Annotated in this window: 26 protein-coding genes; 21 read left to right on the forward strand and 5 right to left on the reverse strand. The window is 40.2% G+C overall.

All coding sequences use genetic code 11. The features are described from left to right. The first annotated feature begins 177 nt into the window (after nucleotides 1-177). The 16 genes from V6E90_RS05410 (at nucleotide 178) to V6E90_RS05485 (ending at nucleotide 11,676) form a co-directional block, all read left to right on the forward strand. Nucleotides 178-522: a PilZ domain-containing protein gene (locus tag V6E90_RS05410; protein ID WP_004806631.1), complete on the forward strand. Its 345-nt coding sequence runs from the start codon at nucleotides 178-180 to the stop codon at nucleotides 520-522. 24 nt (nucleotides 523-546) lie between these two features. Further along, nucleotides 547-1,320 (forward strand): TatD family hydrolase, encoded by a 774-nt coding sequence (locus V6E90_RS05415; RefSeq protein ID WP_332604728.1) that lies wholly within the window; start codon nucleotides 547-549, stop codon nucleotides 1,318-1,320. Nucleotides 1,321-1,361: 41 nt separating this feature from the next. Next, a complete protein-coding gene (locus tag V6E90_RS05420) occupies nucleotides 1,362-1,970 on the forward strand; it encodes a TetR/AcrR family transcriptional regulator (protein WP_016660313.1) in 609 nt (202 codons plus the stop codon). A gap of 11 nt (nucleotides 1,971-1,981) precedes the next feature. Beyond that, complete coding sequence (locus tag V6E90_RS05425; RefSeq protein WP_016539895.1) at nucleotides 1,982-2,530, forward strand: pilus assembly FimT family protein; 549 nt, start codon at nucleotides 1,982-1,984, stop codon at nucleotides 2,528-2,530. A 178-nt stretch (nucleotides 2,531-2,708) separates the two neighbouring features. Continuing rightward, complete coding sequence (gene gspI / locus V6E90_RS05430) at nucleotides 2,709-3,137, forward strand: type II secretion system minor pseudopilin GspI (RefSeq protein WP_332605075.1); 429 nt, start codon at nucleotides 2,709-2,711, stop codon at nucleotides 3,135-3,137. Beyond that, the gene (gene gspJ, locus V6E90_RS05435) at nucleotides 3,134-3,778 is read left to right on the forward strand and encodes a type II secretion system minor pseudopilin GspJ (protein ID WP_065342134.1); all 645 of its coding nucleotides are present in this window, start codon (nucleotides 3,134-3,136) and stop codon (nucleotides 3,776-3,778) included. The genes gspI and gspJ overlap by 4 nt, the downstream gene beginning before the upstream one ends. Before the next feature lie 5 nt (nucleotides 3,779-3,783). Next, a complete protein-coding gene (gspK, locus tag V6E90_RS05440) occupies nucleotides 3,784-4,743 on the forward strand; it encodes a type II secretion system minor pseudopilin GspK (protein ID WP_065342133.1) in 960 nt (319 codons plus the stop codon). A 108-nt stretch (nucleotides 4,744-4,851) separates the two neighbouring features. Continuing rightward, a complete protein-coding gene (locus tag V6E90_RS05445; RefSeq protein WP_332604729.1) occupies nucleotides 4,852-5,448 on the forward strand; it encodes a 6-pyruvoyl trahydropterin synthase family protein in 597 nt (198 codons plus the stop codon). 44 nt (nucleotides 5,449-5,492) lie between these two features. Then, complete coding sequence (ung, locus tag V6E90_RS05450; protein ID WP_016539900.1) at nucleotides 5,493-6,206, forward strand: uracil-DNA glycosylase; 714 nt, start codon at nucleotides 5,493-5,495, stop codon at nucleotides 6,204-6,206. Continuing rightward, entirely contained in the window at nucleotides 6,203-7,327 is a 1,125-nt protein-coding gene (locus V6E90_RS05455; protein ID WP_332605076.1) for an enoyl-CoA hydratase/isomerase family protein, read from the forward strand. Before ung ends, V6E90_RS05455 begins: the two co-directional genes overlap by 4 nt. A 5-nt stretch (nucleotides 7,328-7,332) precedes the next feature. Further along, nucleotides 7,333-7,842 (forward strand): tRNA adenosine(34) deaminase TadA, encoded by a 510-nt coding sequence (tadA, locus tag V6E90_RS05460; protein ID WP_016539902.1) that lies wholly within the window; start codon nucleotides 7,333-7,335, stop codon nucleotides 7,840-7,842. A gap of 66 nt (nucleotides 7,843-7,908) precedes the next feature. Further along, nucleotides 7,909-8,349 (forward strand): SRPBCC family protein, encoded by a 441-nt coding sequence (locus tag V6E90_RS05465; protein WP_004653858.1) that lies wholly within the window; start codon nucleotides 7,909-7,911, stop codon nucleotides 8,347-8,349. A gap of 9 nt (nucleotides 8,350-8,358) precedes the next feature. Beyond that, nucleotides 8,359-9,039, forward strand: a complete 681-nt coding sequence (gene cmk / locus V6E90_RS05470; protein WP_332604730.1) for a (d)CMP kinase — start codon at nucleotides 8,359-8,361, stop codon at nucleotides 9,037-9,039. A gap of 114 nt (nucleotides 9,040-9,153) precedes the next feature. Continuing rightward, entirely contained in the window at nucleotides 9,154-10,836 is a 1,683-nt protein-coding gene (rpsA, locus tag V6E90_RS05475; RefSeq protein WP_016539904.1) for a 30S ribosomal protein S1, read from the forward strand. A gap of 157 nt (nucleotides 10,837-10,993) precedes the next feature. After that, nucleotides 10,994-11,296, forward strand: a complete 303-nt coding sequence (locus tag V6E90_RS05480) for an integration host factor subunit beta (protein ID WP_004653854.1) — start codon at nucleotides 10,994-10,996, stop codon at nucleotides 11,294-11,296. Between the two features lie 14 nt (nucleotides 11,297-11,310). Next, nucleotides 11,311-11,676, forward strand: a complete 366-nt coding sequence (locus V6E90_RS05485; RefSeq protein ID WP_016539905.1) for a lipopolysaccharide assembly protein LapA domain-containing protein — start codon at nucleotides 11,311-11,313, stop codon at nucleotides 11,674-11,676. A gap of 84 nt (nucleotides 11,677-11,760) precedes the next feature. On the opposite strand, the gene V6E90_RS05490 is transcribed toward V6E90_RS05485, so the two are convergent. Both V6E90_RS05490 and V6E90_RS05495 read right to left on the reverse strand, forming a co-directional pair. After that, on the reverse strand, nucleotides 11,761-12,087 hold the full coding sequence (locus V6E90_RS05490) for an AzlD domain-containing protein (protein WP_016660315.1): 327 nt from the start codon (nucleotides 12,085-12,087) through the stop codon (nucleotides 11,761-11,763). Further along, a complete protein-coding gene (locus tag V6E90_RS05495; protein WP_016539907.1) occupies nucleotides 12,084-12,740 on the reverse strand; it encodes an AzlC family ABC transporter permease in 657 nt (218 codons plus the stop codon). Before V6E90_RS05495 ends, V6E90_RS05490 begins: the two co-directional genes overlap by 4 nt. Before the next feature lie 89 nt (nucleotides 12,741-12,829). On the opposite strand from V6E90_RS05495, the gene V6E90_RS05500 reads away from it, so the two are divergent. Together V6E90_RS05500 and pyrF are read left to right on the forward strand one after the other, a co-directional pair. Then, complete coding sequence (locus V6E90_RS05500) at nucleotides 12,830-13,378, forward strand: helix-turn-helix domain-containing protein (protein ID WP_016539908.1); 549 nt, start codon at nucleotides 12,830-12,832, stop codon at nucleotides 13,376-13,378. 112 nt (nucleotides 13,379-13,490) lie between these two features. Next, nucleotides 13,491-14,171 (forward strand): orotidine-5'-phosphate decarboxylase, encoded by a 681-nt coding sequence (pyrF, locus tag V6E90_RS05505; RefSeq protein ID WP_332604731.1) that lies wholly within the window; start codon nucleotides 13,491-13,493, stop codon nucleotides 14,169-14,171. Between the two features lie 16 nt (nucleotides 14,172-14,187). Here the strand turns inward: pyrF and V6E90_RS05510 are convergent, their stop codons facing one another. Continuing rightward, on the reverse strand, nucleotides 14,188-15,105 hold the full coding sequence (locus V6E90_RS05510; protein WP_065342128.1) for a lysine exporter LysO family protein: 918 nt from the start codon (nucleotides 15,103-15,105) through the stop codon (nucleotides 14,188-14,190). Between the two features lie 215 nt (nucleotides 15,106-15,320). Between V6E90_RS05510 and V6E90_RS05515 the strand changes: the two genes are divergently transcribed. After that, nucleotides 15,321-15,890: a TetR/AcrR family transcriptional regulator gene (locus V6E90_RS05515; RefSeq protein ID WP_262757618.1), complete on the forward strand. Its 570-nt coding sequence runs from the start codon at nucleotides 15,321-15,323 to the stop codon at nucleotides 15,888-15,890. 34 nt (nucleotides 15,891-15,924) lie between these two features. Here the strand turns inward: V6E90_RS05515 and V6E90_RS05520 are convergent, their stop codons facing one another. Together V6E90_RS05520 and V6E90_RS05525 are read right to left on the reverse strand one after the other, a co-directional pair. Continuing rightward, nucleotides 15,925-17,151, reverse strand: a complete 1,227-nt coding sequence (locus V6E90_RS05520; protein ID WP_332604732.1) for a multidrug effflux MFS transporter — start codon at nucleotides 17,149-17,151, stop codon at nucleotides 15,925-15,927. 200 nt (nucleotides 17,152-17,351) lie between these two features. Beyond that, nucleotides 17,352-18,866, reverse strand: coding sequence for a flavin-containing monooxygenase (locus V6E90_RS05525; protein WP_332604733.1), 1,515 nt, complete (start codon nucleotides 18,864-18,866; stop codon nucleotides 17,352-17,354). A 155-nt stretch (nucleotides 18,867-19,021) separates the two neighbouring features. Here V6E90_RS05525 and V6E90_RS05530 point away from each other — a divergent pair, with 155 nt between their 5' ends. Both V6E90_RS05530 and zapE read left to right on the forward strand, forming a co-directional pair. Beyond that, nucleotides 19,022-20,041 carry an AraC family transcriptional regulator gene (locus V6E90_RS05530; protein ID WP_332604734.1) on the forward strand — a complete coding sequence of 340 codons (1,020 nt, stop codon included), beginning with the start codon at nucleotides 19,022-19,024 and terminating at the stop codon, nucleotides 20,039-20,041. Nucleotides 20,042-20,159: 118 nt separating this feature from the next. Beyond that, nucleotides 20,160-21,305 carry a cell division protein ZapE gene (gene zapE, locus V6E90_RS05535; RefSeq protein ID WP_332604735.1) on the forward strand — a complete coding sequence of 382 codons (1,146 nt, stop codon included), beginning with the start codon at nucleotides 20,160-20,162 and terminating at the stop codon, nucleotides 21,303-21,305. The last annotated feature ends 192 nt before the right edge of the window (nucleotides 21,306-21,497 follow it).

A 21,497-nucleotide genomic window follows, 5' to 3' on the forward strand; every position in this document is an offset into this window, starting at 1 on the left:
TTTGTTGTTTGTTCGATTGTTTTCTATAATCAAGCCATAAATCGAGTATAGATTTTTTATTAGACGGTCACCAATGAAAATTCTCTAAAATGATGCGGGCTAGTAATATTTTTAAGATTTATCAATGGTATAAAATTATTAATGTGTTAATGAATTAGTATTTGACAGGGGAATGTTATGCAACCACAAATGATGGGCGGAATTATACAGGTCAATATTCCAGATAAAACCACATTGCAATCCAGCTATATGCCTTTTGTTGTGGGCGGTGGTCTATTTGTACCAACGAAACAAGCCGTTAAAATGGGGCAAGAGGTGTTTGTGCTGGCAACCTTACCTGAGCAATCACAAAAGATTCCTTTGACCGGAAAGGTGATCTGGATTTCACATAAACAGACGCATTTTAAACCACAAGGTTTTGCAATCCAGCTTGTTGGTGAAAAAGGTGTGTATTATAAAAATGAAGCTGAAAAATTATTAGCGGGTATGAAAGGCTTGGATCGTCCAAGTTATACCATGTAGTCGTAAAGAGAATAGGAAGAAAGAGTGTTTGTTGATACGCATTGCCATTTAACCATGTTAGATCTAAGTCCTTATCAAGGGGATTTAGATCAAGCACTTGAACAAGCGCGACTTGCAGGTGTGTCCAAGTTCATGGGGATTTCAGTTGATCTTGATGATCATGTTAAATTGGCTGAAATTGCTGCTCGACATGATGATGTGGGCTATTCAGTGGGTGTGCATCCTTGTGAAGACGAGCATATCATGGCGCGTGCAACAACGGATTATCTGGTTCAACTTGCTCAGTCAGACAAAGTCTGGGCCTTAGGGGAAACGGGTTTAGATTATTATCATAGTACCGATTTTGTTGCTGAGCAAAAACGTTGTTTTGCACGTCATATTGAAGCATCTAAGATTGTTAAAAAGCCTGTGGTGGTGCACACCCGAGCAGCGAAACACGATACTGTCGATATTATTCGGGCAGAACAATCTACACATGGCATTCTGCATTGTTTTACTGAAGATTGGGAAACGGCAAAAGCGGTTCTGGATTGTGGTTATTACATTTCCTTTTCTGGTATTGTCTCTTTTAAAAATGCACAAGACTTACGTGATGTTGCGAAGCAGGTACCACTTGATCGTTTGTTGATTGAAACGGATAGCCCTTATTTAGCACCTATGCCATATCGAGGTAAAACCAATGAACCGAAATACGTTCCTTTTGTAGCAAAAGCATTAAGTGATGTATATGATAAATCGGTTGAAGAGATTGGCATGATTACAACACAAAATTTTGAGAATCTCTTAAATTTGAAGTAAACGGTTTTTGATGTACTAGGAAAGAGAGTTATTACGTGAAAATGGATCGTCAGGCTCAGTTTAGAGCACGAGAAGTATTAATTTTTCAAATCGCGGAGCAACTCCTATTAGAAAATGGTGAAGCTGGCATGACGCTAGATGCTTTGGCAGCAGAACTGGATCTTGCTAAAGGTACGCTATATAAGCATTTTCAAAGTAAAGATGAACTATACATGCTGCTCATTATCCGTAATGAGCGTATGTTGTTGGAGATGATTCAGGATACTGAAAAGGCTTTTCCCGAACATTTAGCATTCTTTATGTTGCATCATTTACATCACCCTGAACGTACAGCATTATTTCACCAGATTGAAGAGCGCCTTTCGACAACGGGTCAGGGTATTCAATTGCTTTTTAGTGAGTTATATAAAGTACGTCGACAGCGTTTACGTATCATCATTCGGATGACCGAAAGTTATTTATTGAGTATCAATAGCACCATGACTACTCGTGATTATCTCGCCTCAATTTGGTCGTTGACCTATGGTGCGGCGGTAATTTTGAACTCGAGTTTCTATCAACGTTATTTAGGTTCTCGAGATACCTTACGTGTTGCCTATATCGAGCAAGCTTTAGCATTACCTAAGTTACTCGAACCTGTACTCCCATAGTTGAAATGATAATGAGATCACCACCACATTCGCAAAAAGCCTTTACCCTGATTGAGGTCATGGTGGTGATTGTTATTATGACCATCATGGCATCTCTGGTGGTATTAAATATTGGGGGAGTCGATCAACGCCGAGCAATGCAGGCTAGAGAAATGTTTGTTCTTGATCTGAAAAAAATCAATAAAGAAGCAACAGATCAGGCCAAAGTTTTTGCTCTAAATACTCAGAATGCCACAGATGTAGCACCGTTTAGTTATAACTTGTTTGAATACCACGATCAAAGCCGTGAGCAGATTCAGCAGGCAGACCGTACTTGGCAACAGTATAAAGAATTTAAAACTCGCCAATTACCTGATCATGTGTCTTTTAGTATTCAAAGTCTTGACACAGCGAACTATAACAAAGCAAAAAATGAAGACTTATTAGGTGGTAAAGCGCCGCAATTGATTTGGTTTGGCAATGGTGAAGTGAAGCCTGTTCGGATACAGTTCTATTATGAGCAACAACCGATTGGTCATGAGTTAGAGCTAGATCATTTGGGTAAAATAAATGAAAATTAAATATTCAGATGAAAGCGTTCCATCTTGTGCTTGGGTGAACAATTCTAATAATCGAAGCATAGCTTCTCGCCTTGCGACACGATCGAGCCTTGCTCGATTTAATCGTGTTCACGTCGAGCATAGCTCTCCGTCTTGCGCTCAGGTGAAACGTTGTTTCACTAACCCCTATACTCGAAGCATAGCTTCTCGCCTTGCAGCAGGGCCGAGCGGTGCTCGGCGGAGACCTACTTCAGGATTTACCTTACTCGAAGTGATGGTCGCTTTGGCGATCTTTGCTGTAGCAGCAATTGCCTTAACTAAAGTTGCGATGCAGTACACGCAGTCAACCTCAAATGCGATTTTAAGAACTAAAGCACAATTTGTCGCAATGAATGAAGTGGCGATGATGGAAATCAATCAGGAATGGCTGGATGGAACACAATCCAAGCAAATTACTTCACAAGGTGAAACTTGGCAAATTGATAAAAAAGCACAATCGACGATAAGCCCGAAAATTCAACGTATCGAGTTGCAAGTCAGCTTATTTAATAATGAACAAGGTAAGGTCGAAGCGGGTGTTACGAATCTTGTGTTCTTTAACTATCCTGCAAAGGCGAGAACACAATGACATATCATGCTGAGCATCGCTCTTTGCGTCAATCAGGCTTTACTTTGGTTGAATTGTTGGTTGCAATTGCAATTTTTGCTGTGCTTTCAATGTTGGGATGGAAGGTCTTTGATTATCTACTAAAAGTAAAAGATCGCAATGCAGAGCATGAAACGTATCTATTTGCCTTGCAAGATGCCTATCAACAGGTTTTAAGAGATAGCTTGCAGATTATCCCTGTGACGGCAAATGATGGGCGACAATTGCAAGCGGCCATTGTATTGAATGATCAACACTTTGCATTTAGTAAGGCTGGGGTTTCAGACCCATTGAAACAGGGACTTTCACCCTATGAGCGCATTGAATATCGCTATGATTCAGCACAAAAGAAAGTATATCGATTAAAGTATTCGAATTTGAATATTCCAAATCGCGTACAGCCGATTTCAAGTACGTTGCTGGATAATGTGGATCAATTTAAGGTGATGGTTCTGAATCCGCAGGAACTGACGCAATGGCCTGAAAATATCAGTGATCCAAACAATATCGCTGAGCTGAAAAAACTACCTTTAGGGTTAAAAATACAATTGACTGTTGCAGGGACAGATTATGAATGGGTATATAGCCTGTTAACTCCGAATCAGGGGGCAGGAAATCCATGAGAACAATGAAAATCTCTTCCTCTCAGCGTGGTATCGCATTACTCACGATATTGGTTATGGTGGCCTTGGCAACGATTTTAGCGGCGACGATAGCCAAAAGACAAACCAATACCTCTGAAAATACAGGCTATTTGATGCGTCAAAATCAATCGCTGCTCTATGCGAAAAGTGCAGAAGCCTTTTTCTCCGAACTATTGATCCAAGACAGCGATAATGGCGGTACGATTGACCATTTGCAGGAAAACTGGGCCAAGCCGATGCCACCGTTTCCTGTGGAGGATGGTCTGGTATCTGGCCGCTTGATTGATGAGTCGGGAAAATTTAACCTCAATAATTTGGTCAAAGCAGATGGCAATCAAGTTGATGATTCGGCACGGCGCTGGTTTGAAAAATTGTTACAACGGGTAGGTTTGCCTGCTGAGTTGAGTCAGGCAGTCATTGACTGGCAAGATAGCAATGAAGAAGTAACTGGTGCAATGGGGGCTGAGAGTAGCTATTATCAAGGTTTAGACCCTGCATATTTAGTACCCAATACAAAATTTCATAGTGTTGAGGAGCTTAAGCTGGTGAGGGGCTTTGAAGGTAAAAACTACGATTTGATTAAACCTTATGTCACGGCTTTACCTGAACAAACCAAAGTAAATATCAATACGGCACCAGCATTATTGCTTGCTAGTATTGATCCAACAGTGGATGTTAAAACAGTCGAGCAGGAGCTAAAACGTAAACAAACAGAGCTCACTTATTTCAATAATGTGGAAGATTTATGGAAGTTAAGTGTTTTTTCTGGAATAGAACAACAAAATAAAACTGATGCGGCCGCTTTACTGGATAGTAAGTCCAATTATTTTACCGCACAAATTGAGGTTGTTTTAAGCGAACGGAAGCGTCAATTTAGCAGTGCTTTGGTGCGTAAAGATAAGCAAGTATCTGTTTATTCAAGAAGTCTTGCACCATTTGAGTGACTTTGAAGATTGATTTATCAAATGGTGACAAGATTTAAAATCAATCCCAATGCACGTTTTTTTGCTTTATAATAAAATTCGTTTGCAGATAAAAGATTAGCTTGGTGCATGTTAATTCGTAAATTATTTAAGTTTGAAAATGCTCATATTGTACGTAACTGTACATCGGACCGTTGTAAGCATTCGATCCATGGGCATAGCTATAAAGTTGAATTATTATTAAAAGCGTCAAAGTTAGATCATGGGCAAATGGTCTATGACTTCGGTCTGTTAAAAGGCGTTATTAAAGAGTTGTATGATAGTTTTGATCATGCGATCTGTTTTTGGCAGAAAGATGATCCTGCTTATATTGAGGCATGTAAAACATTTAGTGCGCGTTGGATTGCTTTACCTGTTTCGCCATCGGCTGAACAGTTTTCTCGTATTTTCTTTTATCTTGCTCAGCAGGTATTGAACTCAACCACAACTCAAAACGGCGAGGGTGATGTTGAAGTGTATTCTGTGATTGTGCATGAAACAGATACGGGTTATGCGCAGAGTTTTCAGGAAGATATTGATAATGCACAAATGGGTGCATTAAGTTTGGATCAAATTGTGTTTTCAGAGCAAGTACAGGCTGAATGGAGTGATGTTCAGATGTATGAAAATCTGAAAAAAGGAATGAAGTTCCAAAATCCAAACGTAGAATTACAAGTTAATATTTGAGTGCTTTTGCACGTATTTGAGTGAATTTATTTCAAGGAATGTGGATGCAATTTACTGAACAGCAGCAGGACAAATTAAGTAAAGTTCAGTTGGACGAGTCTTGGAAAATCTCATTATCAGAGTTTTTGCTTAGTCAAAAAATGGATAATTTACGTGAGTTTTTACAGCAAGAAAAAGTTGCTGAAAAGACGATTTATCCACCCAGTAAACAGATTTTTAATGCGCTGAATACCACACCGCTTGGTGAAGTTAAAGTCGTTATTTTAGGCCAAGATCCATATCATGGTCCAAATCAGGCCAATGGTCTAAGTTTTTCGGTACAAAGAGGGGTTGCATTACCGCCATCTTTACGTAATATTTTTCACGAATTACATACCGATCTGGCTGTACCGATTTCACGTCATGGTGATTTGAGTCAATGGGCAGCACAAGGGGTGCTGTTACTCAACAGTGTACTCACGGTAGAAGCAGGACAGCCGACTTCACATCAAAAACAAGGGTGGGAAGACTTTACCGATACTGTTATTGACGTATTAAATGAACAACGTGAACATGTGGTGTTTATTTTATGGGGTGCGTATGCACAACGTAAAGGTCAACGTATTGATCGTAATAGACATCTTGTGCTAACAGCAGCGCATCCATCACCACTTGCTGCGAATCGTGGTGGCTTTTTTGGCTGTAAAGTATTTTCTAAAACCAATCAATATTTGAAACAACATGGCATTGAGCCTATAGACTGGCAATTGGACGCATAATGACTTCTCCTGATTTAAATAGCTATCATCCAGATTTAGTTATTGAACACGCAAAAAATGGTTGGCGAATCATTCGTCTTAATCGCCCTAAATCTTTGCACGCTTTGGATGAATCCATCGTCAGTGCATTGCTTCAGGTTTTTGAAGATTTTCATGTCGATGAGACGGTGAAAGCAATCTGGTTTGATTCAACCACACCGAAAGCATTTTGTGCAGGTGGTGATGTACGTAAATTACGCCAGTTGGTGATAAATCAGGAAGTTGATGCGGCCAATCAATTCTTCCAGCAAGAATATGCGCTTGATCTATTGTTACATAATTATGCTAAACCGATTGTAGTGTGGGGCGAAGGTTATGTGATGGGTGGTGGGCTCGGTCTGTTTATGGCTGCGCCATTCCGTCTAGTCACCCCTTATTCACGTTTGGCGATGCCAGAAATCAATATTGGTTTGTATCCAGATGTTGGTGCGAGCCGTTTCTTGGCAGATCGTGGTCAAATTGGCCTGTTTACAGGATTAACGGGTTCAATCATGACCGCCGCAGGTGCATTCAGTATTGGTTGGGCGACACATATTTGTGAAGCGCAGCGTGATAATGTCTTGCAAAAAGTTTTGAATGTAGACTGGAACCATTATCCAGCAGGTGCATTCAGGGCGATTGATGATACTCTAAATAGTTTACATCGCCCAGTCGCTTCTGGCCCATTACAAAATTCAATTGATGTAATTCATAGTGTATGTCGTGGACAAAGCTTTGAATATGACTACCAGTCAATTATTGGATTGAGTGATGCAAGTAGTGACTGGTTGCGCCAAGCCAGTGAAAACTTGCAGAAAGGTTCTCCAAGTACAGCTGCCATTACTTGGTTATTATGGCAGTGGGGCAAACAAGGTCATGCTTGGGATGGGGTTTTTGCACTAGAAGCCCAAATCTCTGATTGGAAGATTCGTCATCCAGATTTTGTCGAGGGTGTGCGTGCTCGTTTAGTGGATAAAGACTTATCTCCAGAATGGCAGGCAACTGAGCAGCTTAGCTTGAAAGGTATTTTGGGAGATTGTCCTCCAGTTACTAATATCGAAAGCTGGAATGCATTGTTAAAGCAATATGGTGTTATTGCCTGAGCCGTATGAATTCTGAAAATCGTAATGATGAATATTGGATGCAGCTTGCCTATGAGCAGGCTGCATTGGCTGCAGCCCAAGGTGAAATCCCTGTGGGGGCAATTTTAGTGAGTAATGGGCAGGTGATTGGTGCTGGATATAATGCGCCGATTAAGCTTTCCGACCCAACTGCGCATGCCGAGATACAAGCTTTACGTGTTGCGTGCCAGTCATTAAATAACTATCGTTTGCCTGAAGATACCACCCTCTATGTCACCCTTGAGCCATGTACCATGTGTGTAGGCGCTTTAGTACATGCACGTGTTCAGCGCGTAGTTTTTGCCACAACTGAACCGAAAGCGGGTTCTTTAATCAGTGCCAGACAACTACTTGATAGTGGTTATTACAATCATAAATTTGTCTTTGAGCAAGGTTGCTTACAAGCACAATGTTCACAACAATTGAGTGATTTCTTTAAACAGAGGCGGGATGAAAAGAAGAAAATTCGGTCATCAAAAACGTCCTTAAATGATTAAAAGTGTCTTTAAGATTATGGCAAACTAAGCCTCCAATGATTTTGGATCACATAAAAAGGCAATGTTATGCGTAATGCAATTACTGTAAAAAAAGAATTTAATGCACCGATCTCAGAAGTTTTTGACTTGTTGTCAAAACATGCTACTTACAATAAGGCGTTTGCACCTTTACAAGTTGTACGTGTAAAGGACTCGGCTGACCCAAAACGTCCTGATGGCATTGGTTCGATTCGCCGTATGGGGTTTGGTCCAATCAAACCATTACAAGAAGAAATTACCCTGTTGGAAGAAAATAAGCGGATTGAATATAAACTGATTAATAATCCATTGGTGAAGCATCATTTAGGACAAATCGATTTTAAAGAAATTACCCCTTATATTACTTTGGTGACCTATAAGATTGAATTTACGGCAAAAGCCCCTTTAGTTAGTAAATTAGTTCTTGCACAACTCAAAGCAGCGATTACACTAGGCTTTTCAAAATTAGCCAAATCAGTTGCTTCATAAGAGATGGAAATGACAATTCATATTATTACGATCGATGGCCCTAGTGGTTCAGGTAAGGGTACATTAGCCGCCAAAATTGCAGCACATTATCGATTTAATTTGTTAGATTCTGGAGCGTTATATCGTTTACTTGGATTGTCACTCTTTCAACGTGGCTTGCTTGACCAAATTGACTCGAACTTAGATCAATGCGTTGAGTATGCAACACATTTAGATATCGAATTTAAAACCACTGAAGCAGCGACATTGATTTTACTTGAGGGGGTCGATGTCACTAATACCATTCGAACAGAACAAGTCGGAGAGTATGCTTCTAGAGTTGCCACTGTACCCGAATTAAGAAAAGCATTATTTGAACGTCAACGTGCTTTTATTCAGGCGCCAGGTTTAGTAGCTGATGGGCGAGATATGGCAACATCGATTTTTCCAGAAGCCCAAGCCAAGATTTACTTAACTGCATCGGCTGAATCTCGCGCAGAGCGACGTGTAAAACAGTTGCAGGGTATGGGTCTTGATGCTAAAATAAGCGACATTTTATCTAACATACAGGCTAGAGATAAAAGAGATATGGAGCGTTCGGTTGCTCCACTCAAGCCCGCTGAAGATGCGTATATCATTGATAGTTCTACAATAGGTATCAATGAAGTGTTTCAGTTGATGGTGAATTATATCGATAGTCGTATTCAGTAGATACACAATTTTTTATCAGTTGAAGCATTGCTTGATCAGATTTTTTGGACAATGTAACAACTTAACTAAACCGGCCTTGTCTGATCCAAGACCGCGGACTTTATCAGGTATATCATGACCGAATCTTTTGCAGCCCTCTTTGAAGAAAGTGAATTAAACCTCAACGTTGAAAAGGGTGCAGTCATCCAAGGTACTGTTGTTAGTATCGATTCTGACTGGGTTACTGTTGACACTGGCCTTAAATCTGAAGGCGTTGTTGACCGTGCTGAATTTTTAAATGAACAACGTGAACTTGAAGTTCAAGTTGGCGATACTGTTGACGTAGTTGTTGAAGCGCTTGACAACGGTATGGGTCAAACAGTTTTATCACGTGAAAAAGCGAAACGTGCTGAAACTTGGACTAAACTTGAGAAAATCTTTGAAGACGGCGAAATCGTTACTGGTGTTATCTCTGGTAAGGTTAAAGGCGGTTTCACTGTTGACATCGGTCCTGTACGTGCATTCTTACCAGGTTCTTTAGTTGACACTCGTCCTATCCGTGACACAACTCACCTTGAAGGTAAAGAGTTAGAGTTCAAAGTAATCAAACTTGATGCTAAACGTAACAACGTTGTTGTATCTCGTCGTGCAGTTATGGAAGCTGAATCTTCAGCTGACCGTGAAGCATTACTTGCTCAACTTGAAGAAGGTCAAACAGTTACAGGTACTATCAAGAACCTTACTGATTACGGCGCGTTCGTTGATCTTGGCGGTATTGATGGTCTTCTACATATCACAGATATGGCTTGGAAGCGTATCAAGCACCCTTCAGAAGTTGTTGAAGTTGGTCAAGAAGTTACAGTTAAAGTACTTAAATTTGACCGCGAGCGTAACCGTGTATCTTTAGGCCTTAAGCAATTAGGTGAAGATCCATGGTTAGCGATCATGAGCCGTTACCCTAAAGGTTCTATCGTTAAAGCACGTGTTACTAACTTAACTGACTACGGTTGCTTCGCTGAAATCGCTGAAGGCGTTGAAGGTTTAGTACACGTTTCAGAAATGGACCACACAAACAAAAACATCCACCCATCTAAAGTTGTTCAGATCGGTGATGAAGTTGATGTTATGGTTCTTGAAGTTGATGAAGAACGTCGTCGTATTTCATTGGGTATCAAACAAACTCGTGCTAACCCATGGGAAGAGTTTGCTAAAGCAAATGAAAAAGGCGAAAAAGTTTCTGGTACAATCAAGTCAATCACTGACTTCGGTATCTTCATCGGTTTATCTGGTGGTATCGACGGTTTAGTACACTTGTCTGATATTTCTTGGAACGAACAAGGCGAAGAAGCGATTCGTCGTTACAAGAAAGGTGACACAGTTGAAGCGGTTATCTTATCTGTTGACGCTGAAGGCAACCGTATCAGCCTTGGTATCAAGCAATTAAACAGCGATCCATTCAATGACTTCTTAGCTGCGAATGAGCGCGGTGCTTTAGTTAAAGGTACTGTAACTGCTGTTGATGCTAAAGGTGCTACAGTTAAATTAGCTGATGACATCGAAGCAACACTTAAAGCTTCAGAAATCAACCGTGACCGCGTTGAAGATGCGACTAAATTCTTAGAAGTTGGTCAAGAAGTTGAAGCGAAGATCATCAACGTTGATCGCAAATCTCGCTCTATCAACTTGTCTATCAAAGCGAAAGACGAAGCTGAAGAGAAAGAAGCTGTGAACAATGCTCGCCAAGCTGCTGCAACTCAAGTTGCAGAAAGCAATGGTCCTAAGACTATTGGTGACTTAATTAAAGCTCAAATGAAGTAATTTGTTAAAAAGTACGTTTCTTGTAACTGAGACGTACTTTTTTATACAAAAATACTGTAAACGGTAGCGTAGTAATCATGTACTGCGCTACCGTTTTGTATTTAAACAGGTTATTATTAAAAACATTGGAAAGTAGCAATAATTAAAGAGGTCATCAATGACTACTGAAGCACTTAATAAATCTGATTTAATTGAACGGATTGCACTTAAAAACCCACACTTAGCTGAGCCTTTGGTTGAAGATGCAGTTAAGATTATGATTGATCAAATGATTGAAGCCCTTTCAAGCGGCGATCGTATTGAGATCCGTGGTTTTGGTAGTTTTGCATTACATCACCGTGAGCCACGTTTAGGGCGCAATCCTAAAACTGGTAAGTCTGTAGATGTCGCTGCAAAGGCAGTCCCACATTTTAAACCTGGTAAGGCACTTCGTGACGCAGTAAACGAATCTGCCGAATAAGAATTGAGGTGTTTATGCGTTATGTATTAATTGCATTACTCGTTGCCATATTTGGTTATTCGCTTGCTTTAGTGCTTCAAAACCCAGCTGAGTTACAAGTAGATTTACTATTTACTCAAGTTCCAGCAATGCGTTTGGGCTTATTGCTTTTACTAACCTTAGTCTTAGGTGTGGTGGTTGGTTTGCTTCTCGGTGTGCAAGTTTTCCGAGTGTTCCAAACCAGTTGGGAAATTAAACGTCTTCGTAAAGATATTGACCATCTGCGTAAAGAGCAGATCCAGCTTGCACAACAGGCTGCCGCAGAAGCTGCTGCAAGTGTCAGACATGAAAAAACAGTGCTGGATATTCATCCAGAGAGTCAAACACGTACACCACTGTAATTAAGAATATTTTCTGCGCGATTAACTGTTAACGTTTTATAGCGAATAAAAATAGCCCTTTTAATAAAGGGCTATTTTTTTGCCTTAAGGAATGCCGAGGTATCTCAGGCTTGCAGTGATCAGCATCGCCACAAGAATAACCACGATCAGTGAATATTTCTTCCAAGCAAAGATAAGGGCTACAGCAACGCCCACGATTTTACTCATTCCACTAAAATGAGTTTCAGAAAAAAGTGTATTGAATATGGCTAAGGTAAATAGAAGAACACAAGCAGAATCAGCGAGAAGTTGTTTGTGATGCTCTCTAAACGTTATACGATCAGCTAAATAGAATCCTGAATAGCGAATGAGATACGTGCCCAGTGCAAGTATGACAATCCCTATGAAGATATAACTCTCACTATATTTCATTTTGATTTACCTTTTAGCAACAGACCAAGCATTGATACGAGAACAGGTAAACCTGTTGGTAGTAGGGGGATAGACGCTAAAGACAATGTCGTGCCAAGAAATACTCGATTTCGTGTGGTTTTATTTTTGAGCATCGGCAAGATTAAAGCAAAAAGAATGGCGGGAAATGCGGCATCAATACCGAAGACATAAATATCAGGGATATTTTTACTAAGCAGATAGCCAATAAACACGCCAATTGGCCAAAGAATGCAAATCCCTAATCCACACATCCAATACGCCCATTTCTTGGCTTGATCATTGTGTTGGCTTAGTCCAAACATCACACTTTCATCATTCATGATGTGACAAGCGATAAAACGAGATGCATTTTTCTCAATAAATGTCGCGACGGATAAACCAAATGGAAGATGACGTAGATTAATCAATATGCCAGTCAATGCGGCAAAAATAGGATTCGCACCTGTCGCAATCATACCAATGAACGTAAATTCAGCCGCTCCAGCCAATACGGTCAAGGAAAGCAATATGGGAATCCACATGGGTACATCAAAGCTTGCTGCAACTGAACCGAGTGAAATTCCGACTATTCCTGTCGCAATAGAAATGAGACTAATGGCTTTGATGAGGTTAAATCGCTCTATATCTTGCATCTTTCTTTTCTATATCAAACGAACGTACGATATAATAGATTAAATTTATACCGTTCGTCAAAACGAACATTCGTTTTTTATGGTGAAATATGGCATTGCCAATTGAAATTGTTGCTAAAGGCTTACAAAGAGAAAGACAAAAGGCAGGGCTGTCCTTGGCAGAAGTGGCTCGCCGCGCAGGAATTGCGAAATCGACTTTGTCACAATTAGAAGCGGCACAAGGCAACCCGAGTCTGGAAACCTTATGGGCCTTGTGTGTGGCTTTGGATATTCCTTTCGCAAAGTTGATGGAAAGCAATATTACACAAACGCAAGTGATTCGCTTTGGCGAAGGGCCTTCGGTTTCATCCGAGATTGCTCATTATCAAGCGATTTTATTGGCCAATTGTCCTACAGGTGCTAGACGGGATGTGTATATCTTGGTCACCCAGCCCGGTGAGCCGCGCTGTAGTCAGCCCCATTCAATTGGCAGCATTGAGCATATTATTATTATGCAAGGCAAGGCTAAGGTTGGCTTGATTTCGGAACCTGTGCTGCTGAGTGAGGGTGATTATATTTGTTATCCAGCTGATCAAGCACATATTTTTGAAGCACTGGAACCGAATACGCGAGCGATTTTGATCTCAGAGCAAAGATAAGGATGTTTGAGTTGGTTGGTAAAGCTTTTTTTCAATATGCTGGTTTTCTTGCTTTGTTCATACGCTGAATCACTTTATAATTACTCGATTTTTATGTGATGGAACTAGATTCGTGAGTATTATTGTTGCCCTAGACGCAAAAAGCCAATATGACGCCTTAACAATTGTTGATCAGCTAGATCCGTCACTTTGTCGTGTTAAAGTGGGTAAAGAGCTGTTTACGCATGAAGGTCCATCCATTGTGAAAAACTTACAAGACAATGGTTTTGAGGTTTTTCTAGATTTAAAATTCCATGATATTCCAAATACGACGGCTCAGGCGGTATGTGCTGCAGCAGACCTTGGGGTGTGGATGGTCAACGTGCATGCATCTGGTGGTCGTAAAATGATGGAAACCTGTGTTGAGCGTCTGAAAGCTGGAAATTATCAAACCCAGCTGATTGCGGTGACGGTTTTGACCTCAATGGGCCGTGAAGATTTACGTGATCTTGGCTTAGATATCGAACCAGTTGAGCAGGTAAAGCGTTTAGCGAAACTCACTCAGGAAAGTGGTTTGGATGGTGTCGTTTGTTCAGCACAAGAAGCGAAAATTCTTCGTGAACTATTAGGACAAGATTTTGCTTTGGTTACACCAGGGATTCGCCCAGAAGGTTCAAATGCCGATGACCAAAAGCGTATTGTGACCCCTAAACAAGCCATGCTGGATGGTTCAACGCATTTGGTTATCGGTCGTCCAATCACCAAAGCTGAAAACCCAACTGAGATGTTAAAGTCAATTTTGGCTTCGATCTAATTGGGTTTGGCTTGGTCTAGAACTTTAGATTCAAAAATAAGCTGATGAGCAATGGTGCGAGGAGGGATAGAATCAATCCACTCATCATTGCATGTGGTACGTAATGCGTACCACATGATTGTTTGACCATGGCAAGTGTGACATCCATCGAGGTCGCACCAGCACTTGAAATTGCAGAGCGCGGAAAGCGCCAACCCAAACAATACATTAATAAAATTGCAAAAATCTCTCTAAATAAGTCTGTTAACAGTGCTATACCGCCGAGCTTGGCGGAGTGTAATTCAGTAAATAGAATCCCTGACATGGAGTACCAGCCATACCCTTGGGCTAAGGCCATGACTTCATTTAAGCTGTAATGATTGGATAGAATAAAATAATTAAAGATTGCAGCTAAGCAGGAGCCGACAAAAGCCGCGATAGGCACGAGTAGAATTCTCCAACTCAACCAGCTACGATCAAATTGAGTGAAGGCCAGTTCGATCCCAATCAAAAAGATAAAGATCAACAATAAATACCAACTATTAAAGCTAATCGCTAAACCAGCACTATTGACCACGATGCCCAATAGAATACCAACGCCCAAAGCCAAAAATGCTTTGGCAATATTCTTGAGTGCATTGAGAAATAGATGCAGGGAAATCTTTCCTTGTACACTTTGGCGATCAATCAGTTTGTAAGTGATCAAGCAAATAAAAAATGAACCAATTGAGGTGGTAAATGCAATCAGTAACGCTGGCGGTAGAATAGCAGCAGGATTTTGAACGTGATTTAAGGCTTGAGTCAGCTCAAAAGCCACACTAATCAGTAAAATATAAGAAAAATAGGGTAGTATTTTAAATACAAATTGTTTTATTGACTGTGACAAATGTGGTCCAACAAAATAGCCTAAGCTAATGCAGACAAAAATTTGGAAGATCAAAACAAAAGAGGTCATACAATCAGAGTGTTTATAGTGCTGATTTATTATGCAGGGAAATCTGATACTTGGATAGATTTATATATCATTTGATATAGAATGTTTTGCAATAAAAATGCATTTAAATATATGAGAAGCAGCTAACGTGGTTGATTCACTTCATTGTTATTATACAGCTATGAATATCATGTGGGCTGAAATATACTTTTGTAAGACATAGAGGTAAATGATTTGTGACAGCAGCTAAGATTCAAAAATTTGCCTTGGAGCGTTTTGCAAAACAAGGCTTTGCCGCAACCTCCTTAAATGAAATAGCGACCGATGTTGGCATTAAAAAGCCTTCAATTTATGCACATTTTAAAAATAAAGATGAACTGTATCTGAGCTTGATCCCGATTATGATTGATGAAGAGTTGGGGCATGCTCAAACCGTTCTGCAAGGTGGTACTGGAATTCAGCAGCAATTACATGCTTACTTCATGAGTATTGAACAACGCTTTGATGCCTCTTATGGGGTTCAGTTCTGGATGAATGCATTAATTAGTCCACCTGTACATTTATATGATCAGGTGATTGAGCCAATGCATATCTTTATGGCTGAATTGGAACAGGTATTTTTACAGGCAATACAACAGTCGGTTTTGAAGGAAAACAAGCACCAACTGGAGAGTATGGTTTTGGCGCGGGTCTGTATGAGCTTTGTCGATGCTTTACAAAGTGAATTGATCTACGGAGGTCGAGATAAGTTCAGGCTTCGACTGGATGCCATTCTCAAAACCTTAGATGTTCTGATCAGCCCTTAATGGTAATCAATTGCTGACCAGTGCATGAGATTTGTTATTGTGTTTCCATTGTCGAAAATGAGTCAGCTTGTCTAAGTGCTGCATAAATACATAAGCCCAGTGCAATCATTCCGCAAAGGAATAGACTGGCTGGAAGCAGGCTGATGTTAATTTCAAACAGGCTTACGATAAAGCCAATTAGCGAAGCAAAGGCATATTGTAGTAGACCCATCAAGGATGAGGCTGCGCCGGTTAAATGTTGAGGGCTTTGTTGCATGGTCAGTGCAGTCAAATTACCAAAAATAAAACCTGTGGACCAGATACTCAGTCCCAGCAGCACAATGTATTGCCATAAACTTAAATGATAGAAACTGACACTGAGCATTAGAATGAAACTGGCGCCACTAAATATACACATGCCCAGTACTAATAATTGCTGCGCTGTCCATCGTTTTAATAACAGGATTGAAACTTGTCCAAGGATAATCAAGCCTACGGCGTTGGCTGCAAATAGGCTGCTAAAACTTTCATTATGAATATGATAATGCTGGATAAAAATAAATGGTGATTGGCTCAGATAAACAAAAAAACCACCCAAGATGAAACCGCCTGCCAAGGTATAAGCCATAAAGCCTTTATTTAGGGCAAGTGTTTGATAGCTTGTTCGAATCGCTGCAAATTGGAGTGGTTGACGATATTGAGGTTTTAGGGTTTCTGGGATGGCGTGATTACCCCATAACAAGAGAATGGCTCCTAGTGCAGCCAGAGTATAGAAAATCAAATGCCAAGAACCGATCCGTAAGATCAGGCTTCCAAACAAGGGGGCAATGATGGGTACAATCATCATGACCTGCATCAAAATAGAAAAGTTTTTGGCACTGGTTTTGGCATCACAGACATCAGAAATAATTGCTCTTGGAACGACTAAGCCCGCAGATGCACCAATGGCTTGCATGAAGCGTGCTGCCAGCAGCCATTCAATACTTGGTGCAATTGCAGCCAATAATGAACCCAGAATAAATATTGCGATGCCAATCAGTAGGGGGTTACGTCGGCCAAAACGGTCAAGCAATGGGCCATATAATCCTTGACCGATTGCGAGTCCAATGAGAAACACCGAGAGCGTGAGTTGTATATGACCAGGTGAAGTTGCAAAACTCTCTGCAAGCAGTGGAAACGCAGGCAAATAAATATCAATTGCCAGTGCATCTAAGGCGGTAAAAAGGGAGAGTAACAGCAGTAAAGACCAACTGATCTTTGTGATGTGGGTAGCAGCGTTCATGTTTTGTGTACTCTTTCGAGGGAAACAATATTTATTTTAACTACCTAACGGTAGGTAGTTAAAATATTAGCATGATTACTTATGTTTTGCATAGGGAAGAACAGGGAGATTTAAATCAGGTCCATAAAGCGTTGCAATAAAAAACACCTTTGAGCGTTCAAAGGTGTTCTTGATATTAGGAGGAGTTCAGCTATTTCAGCTTAAGCGGCATTATTTTTTGCATGCGTTGCTGTGTTGATAAAATTATAATCAGCAACATTTACTTTACGGGTCTCTAACCAATATCGCCATGTGTAGGTTGGCCATAAAGAAAAGTTCTTACCATCTGCTGCTTGATACCAACTGCTACAGCCACCTGCTTGCCATACGGTTCCTTTCAACTGATCTTGAACACGCTCATTGAATTGATCTTGAACTTCATGTTTGATCTCAACTGCTTGTGTGCCTGTTTTATCAACGGTTTGGATCAACTGTAGAATGTAGTTCACCTGAGACTCAATCATGAAGATCACTGAGTTATGACCAAGAATGGTGTTAGGGCCCAATAACTGGAATAAATTTGGGAAGTTCTTGGTGCTAATACCATAGTAACTTTCAGCACCATCTTTCCATGCTTGTTTCAGTTCTATGCCATGACGACCAACACAATCGAAATGTTTTAGATAAATACGAGGGTCGGTAATGAAGCCAGTACCGTAAATCAGACAATCGATTTGACGTTCTTTGCCATCTTTTGTGATGATGCTATTGGCTGTGATTTCTTGAATAGCATCTGTCACCAATTCAACGTTTTTACGATTGAAAGTTGGAAAGTATTTATTTGAAATCAAAATACGTTTACAACCCATGACAAAATCGGGTGTCAGTTTTTTTGCGAGTTCTTTATCTTTGACTTGGAAGCGAATAAAGGCTTCAGCCAGTTTTTGACCGTACTTCATGATCTGAGGTTGAACAATCGGAACAACACGAGATTCATTGGTCCAGTACAAACGGGTACGGTGAATCTGACGGTAGATATTTGACGCTTTGAATAATGATTTGCTCAGTTGAGAATATTTGCGTTCATCACGAGGAATTACCCAAGCTGCAGTCCGTTGTAATACATATAACTGCTTCACCTCGGGTGCAATTTCAGGAATATACTGAATCGCACTGCCACCAGTTCCAATCGATGCAACAGATTTACCTGTTAAGTCGTAGTCATGGTCCCACTGTGATGAATGGAACACTTTGCCTTGGAACTTTTCAATACCTTTAACATATGGAACTTGTGGTACATGCAGTGGGCCAGATGCAAAAATAACAAATTGTGCTTCTAGTGTTGGCTGATCTTTGAAAGTCAAAGTCCATAGATTACGGCTTTCATCAAATTCAGCATGAGTAACTTCATGATTGAACTGACAGTAGTCTTTTAATTTGTATTGTTGAGTAATATCTTGAATATAAGCGAAGATCTCATCTGCCTCGGCATAACGCTTTGACCAGTCGGTCTTTGGTGCAAATGAAAGCGAATACATATGTGATTGAACATCACAGGCTGCGCCAGGATATTGGTTTTCGCGCCATGTACCGCCAACATCGTTGGTTTTTTCTAAAATTACAAAATCATTGATTTGACTTTGCAATAGTCGAATCGCCATTGCTAAACCACCAAAGCCTGCACCAATAATTGCAACTTTTGTTTTTTGAATCGCATTTTTGGTTTCATCACGCATAGTCTATGTCCTACACAGCTAAATTTTGTGCAAGTTTAACGGTTTTAGCGAGATTAAATATGATTGTATAGACGCAAAACTTGATCATTTCGGCAATTCATTTGTGCATGCTTTTATAGTAAAACATTAAAGTTTTGAGCATCGCATTCGGACTTATGAAAAGATCTATCCTCGGATTGATGTATTTAATTCAAGGCATGCGACATGTCGGCATTGATGTGGACGCGCGTTTAGCGAATATGGGAATACAGGCCGATGCATTAGATCCAAGCTCGATTATCCCTGATGAAATTGAATGGGATATTTTGCAGCATATTAGTCAGGATATCTCACCTGAACAAGGCTTATTCATCGGACAACATTATGCATTGGCTGGTTATGGTCCATTTCTGATGTTATTGGTGACCAGTGATACGTTGCATAGTGCTTTACTCAATGGTGTTCAATTCCAGCAGTTAACTCATCTCTTTGGGTCGCTGCAGTTAAAGATTGAAACTAATTTGATCTATCTGTTCTATCAACCTATTGATTTAAGTATGCATCTTGGTCAACTTAGGGCGCAGTGTGAGATTTCAGGTACCTATAAGTTCTTACAAGATATCTTTAAAATGATGGGCTTGGATGTACCTAAAATTCAGATTGAATTGCCATTTCAGCGACCTAAAGATCTAGGTTTACTTGCTGCTTATCAGGACTATTATGGGCAGGATGTCAAATTTGGATGTGCGCAAGCGGCCTTCATTTTAGAAAATACCCAAATTTTAAATACAAAAATACCCTCTGCCGATATTTTGACGTATCGCATTTATGAAGAAAAATGCCTACAGGATATTCAGCATTTAGAGAAAAGTGCAGCAGTCAAATTAACCATTGTTGAGTATGTGCAGGATTATCTAGAAATGCAAAATGGGGTCATGCCAACCATGGCGGAAACCGCTTGTGCATTGAGTATTCCTGAGCGAACGTTGAGACATCAATTGCAGCAAATGCAGACCAGCTATAAAGAAATTCGTGAAAAGCTGATCAAACAGAAGGCAATAAAGTTTATTGAAAACAGTTCTTATTCGATTGAACAGGTGGCCGAAATGTTGGGGTATTCTGAGCCCGCTGCGTTTAATCATGCCTTTAAAAGGTGGTTTGGATTGAGTCCAAGGCAATATCATCGAAATCATTAAATGATTAAAAATGGTACATTTTGATGTTTAAACTCTATGATAATTAAGCCTAAAATCTAATGCCATTGAACAGAATGTTCGATATAATTTTCATCAATTAAAATTGCAATAACACCTTATGTCAAATTCTAAACCAGACTCACATAGCACTGCATATATCCCAACATCACCTGCTGAGCGTTATGCTCAAGCACTTGAGTCAGGACAATTCATGCCAGATGAGGCTCAAGCACAAGCTGTGCAAGAGTTGGATCGAGTATGGAAAGAGTTACTCACTCGCTATAAAGCATCTAAGAAAGCGTTTCGACGTTTCCGTCGTCAAACCTATCCAAAGGGCGTTTATATGTGGGGGGGTGTCGGCCGTGGAAAAACGTGGTTAATGGATCAATTCTATGAATCGGTGCCATTCCGCCGTAAAACACGCATGCATTTCCATCACTTTATGCAACACGTCCATAAAGAGTTGAATAAACTTTCTGGTCAACGTAACCCTTTGGATTTGGTTGCGGATCAAATTTATAAAGATGCCGTTGTGATTTGCTTTGACGAATTTTTCGTATCGAACGTGACTGATGCGATGATTTTGAGTGATCTATTCCAAAAGCTATTCGAGCGCGGCATTACTTTGATTGCGACATCGAACATTGCACCAGATGGTCTATACAAAAACGGAATTCACCGTGATCGCTTTATCCCAACAATTGAATTGGTCAAAAAGAACTGTACCATTTTGAATGTGGATGCAGGTGTGGATTATCGTTTGCGTGTATTGAAGCAAGCGCAATTATTTAAATATCCATTAACCGATGATGCGCAAGAGTGGTTATCTGGTCGTTTTAAAGCATTAACCCAAACACAGACTCAATCTAATTCACCGATTATGATCAATAATCGTGTGGTGGAAACCTTAGGTCATACTGAAGACGTATTGTGGTGTGAGTTTTCAGAACTATGCTTTAAGCCTCGGAGCCCAGCAGACTTTATTGAAATCGCCAACATTTACAATACCGTTTTGGTCAGTAATGTTCCGCATTTGACCGATTTCTTGTCTGAAGGAACACGCCGCTTTATTTATTTGGTCGATGAGTTCTATGACCGCGGGGTAAAATTGATTCTCACTTCAGAAGATTCAATTATTGATCTATATGAAGGCGAGAAATTGGCATTTGAAATTGAACGGACGCGTTCACGTTTATTAGAAATGCAATCGGATGATTATCTACATTCGGAGCATCGACAAATTCAGGTCGCACAGACTTCATAAATGAAAAGGCATTCTTCGGAATGCCTTTTTTTATAAACTTATAGGGATAAGGCTTTATTCTTGGTCGAATTTTGTTATAACTAGATGAGTTTGAAAAAGGGAGTATGTTGCATAACTAGACAAGAAGCACACATCATTTGATATTTTGATAGGTATAAAAAAATATGTTTGTCAATACTTCTAATGGGGAAA

The sequence above is a fragment of the Acinetobacter sp. ESBL14 genome (assembly GCF_036668815.1).
GTDB lineage: Bacteria > Pseudomonadota > Gammaproteobacteria > Pseudomonadales > Moraxellaceae > Acinetobacter > Acinetobacter gyllenbergii.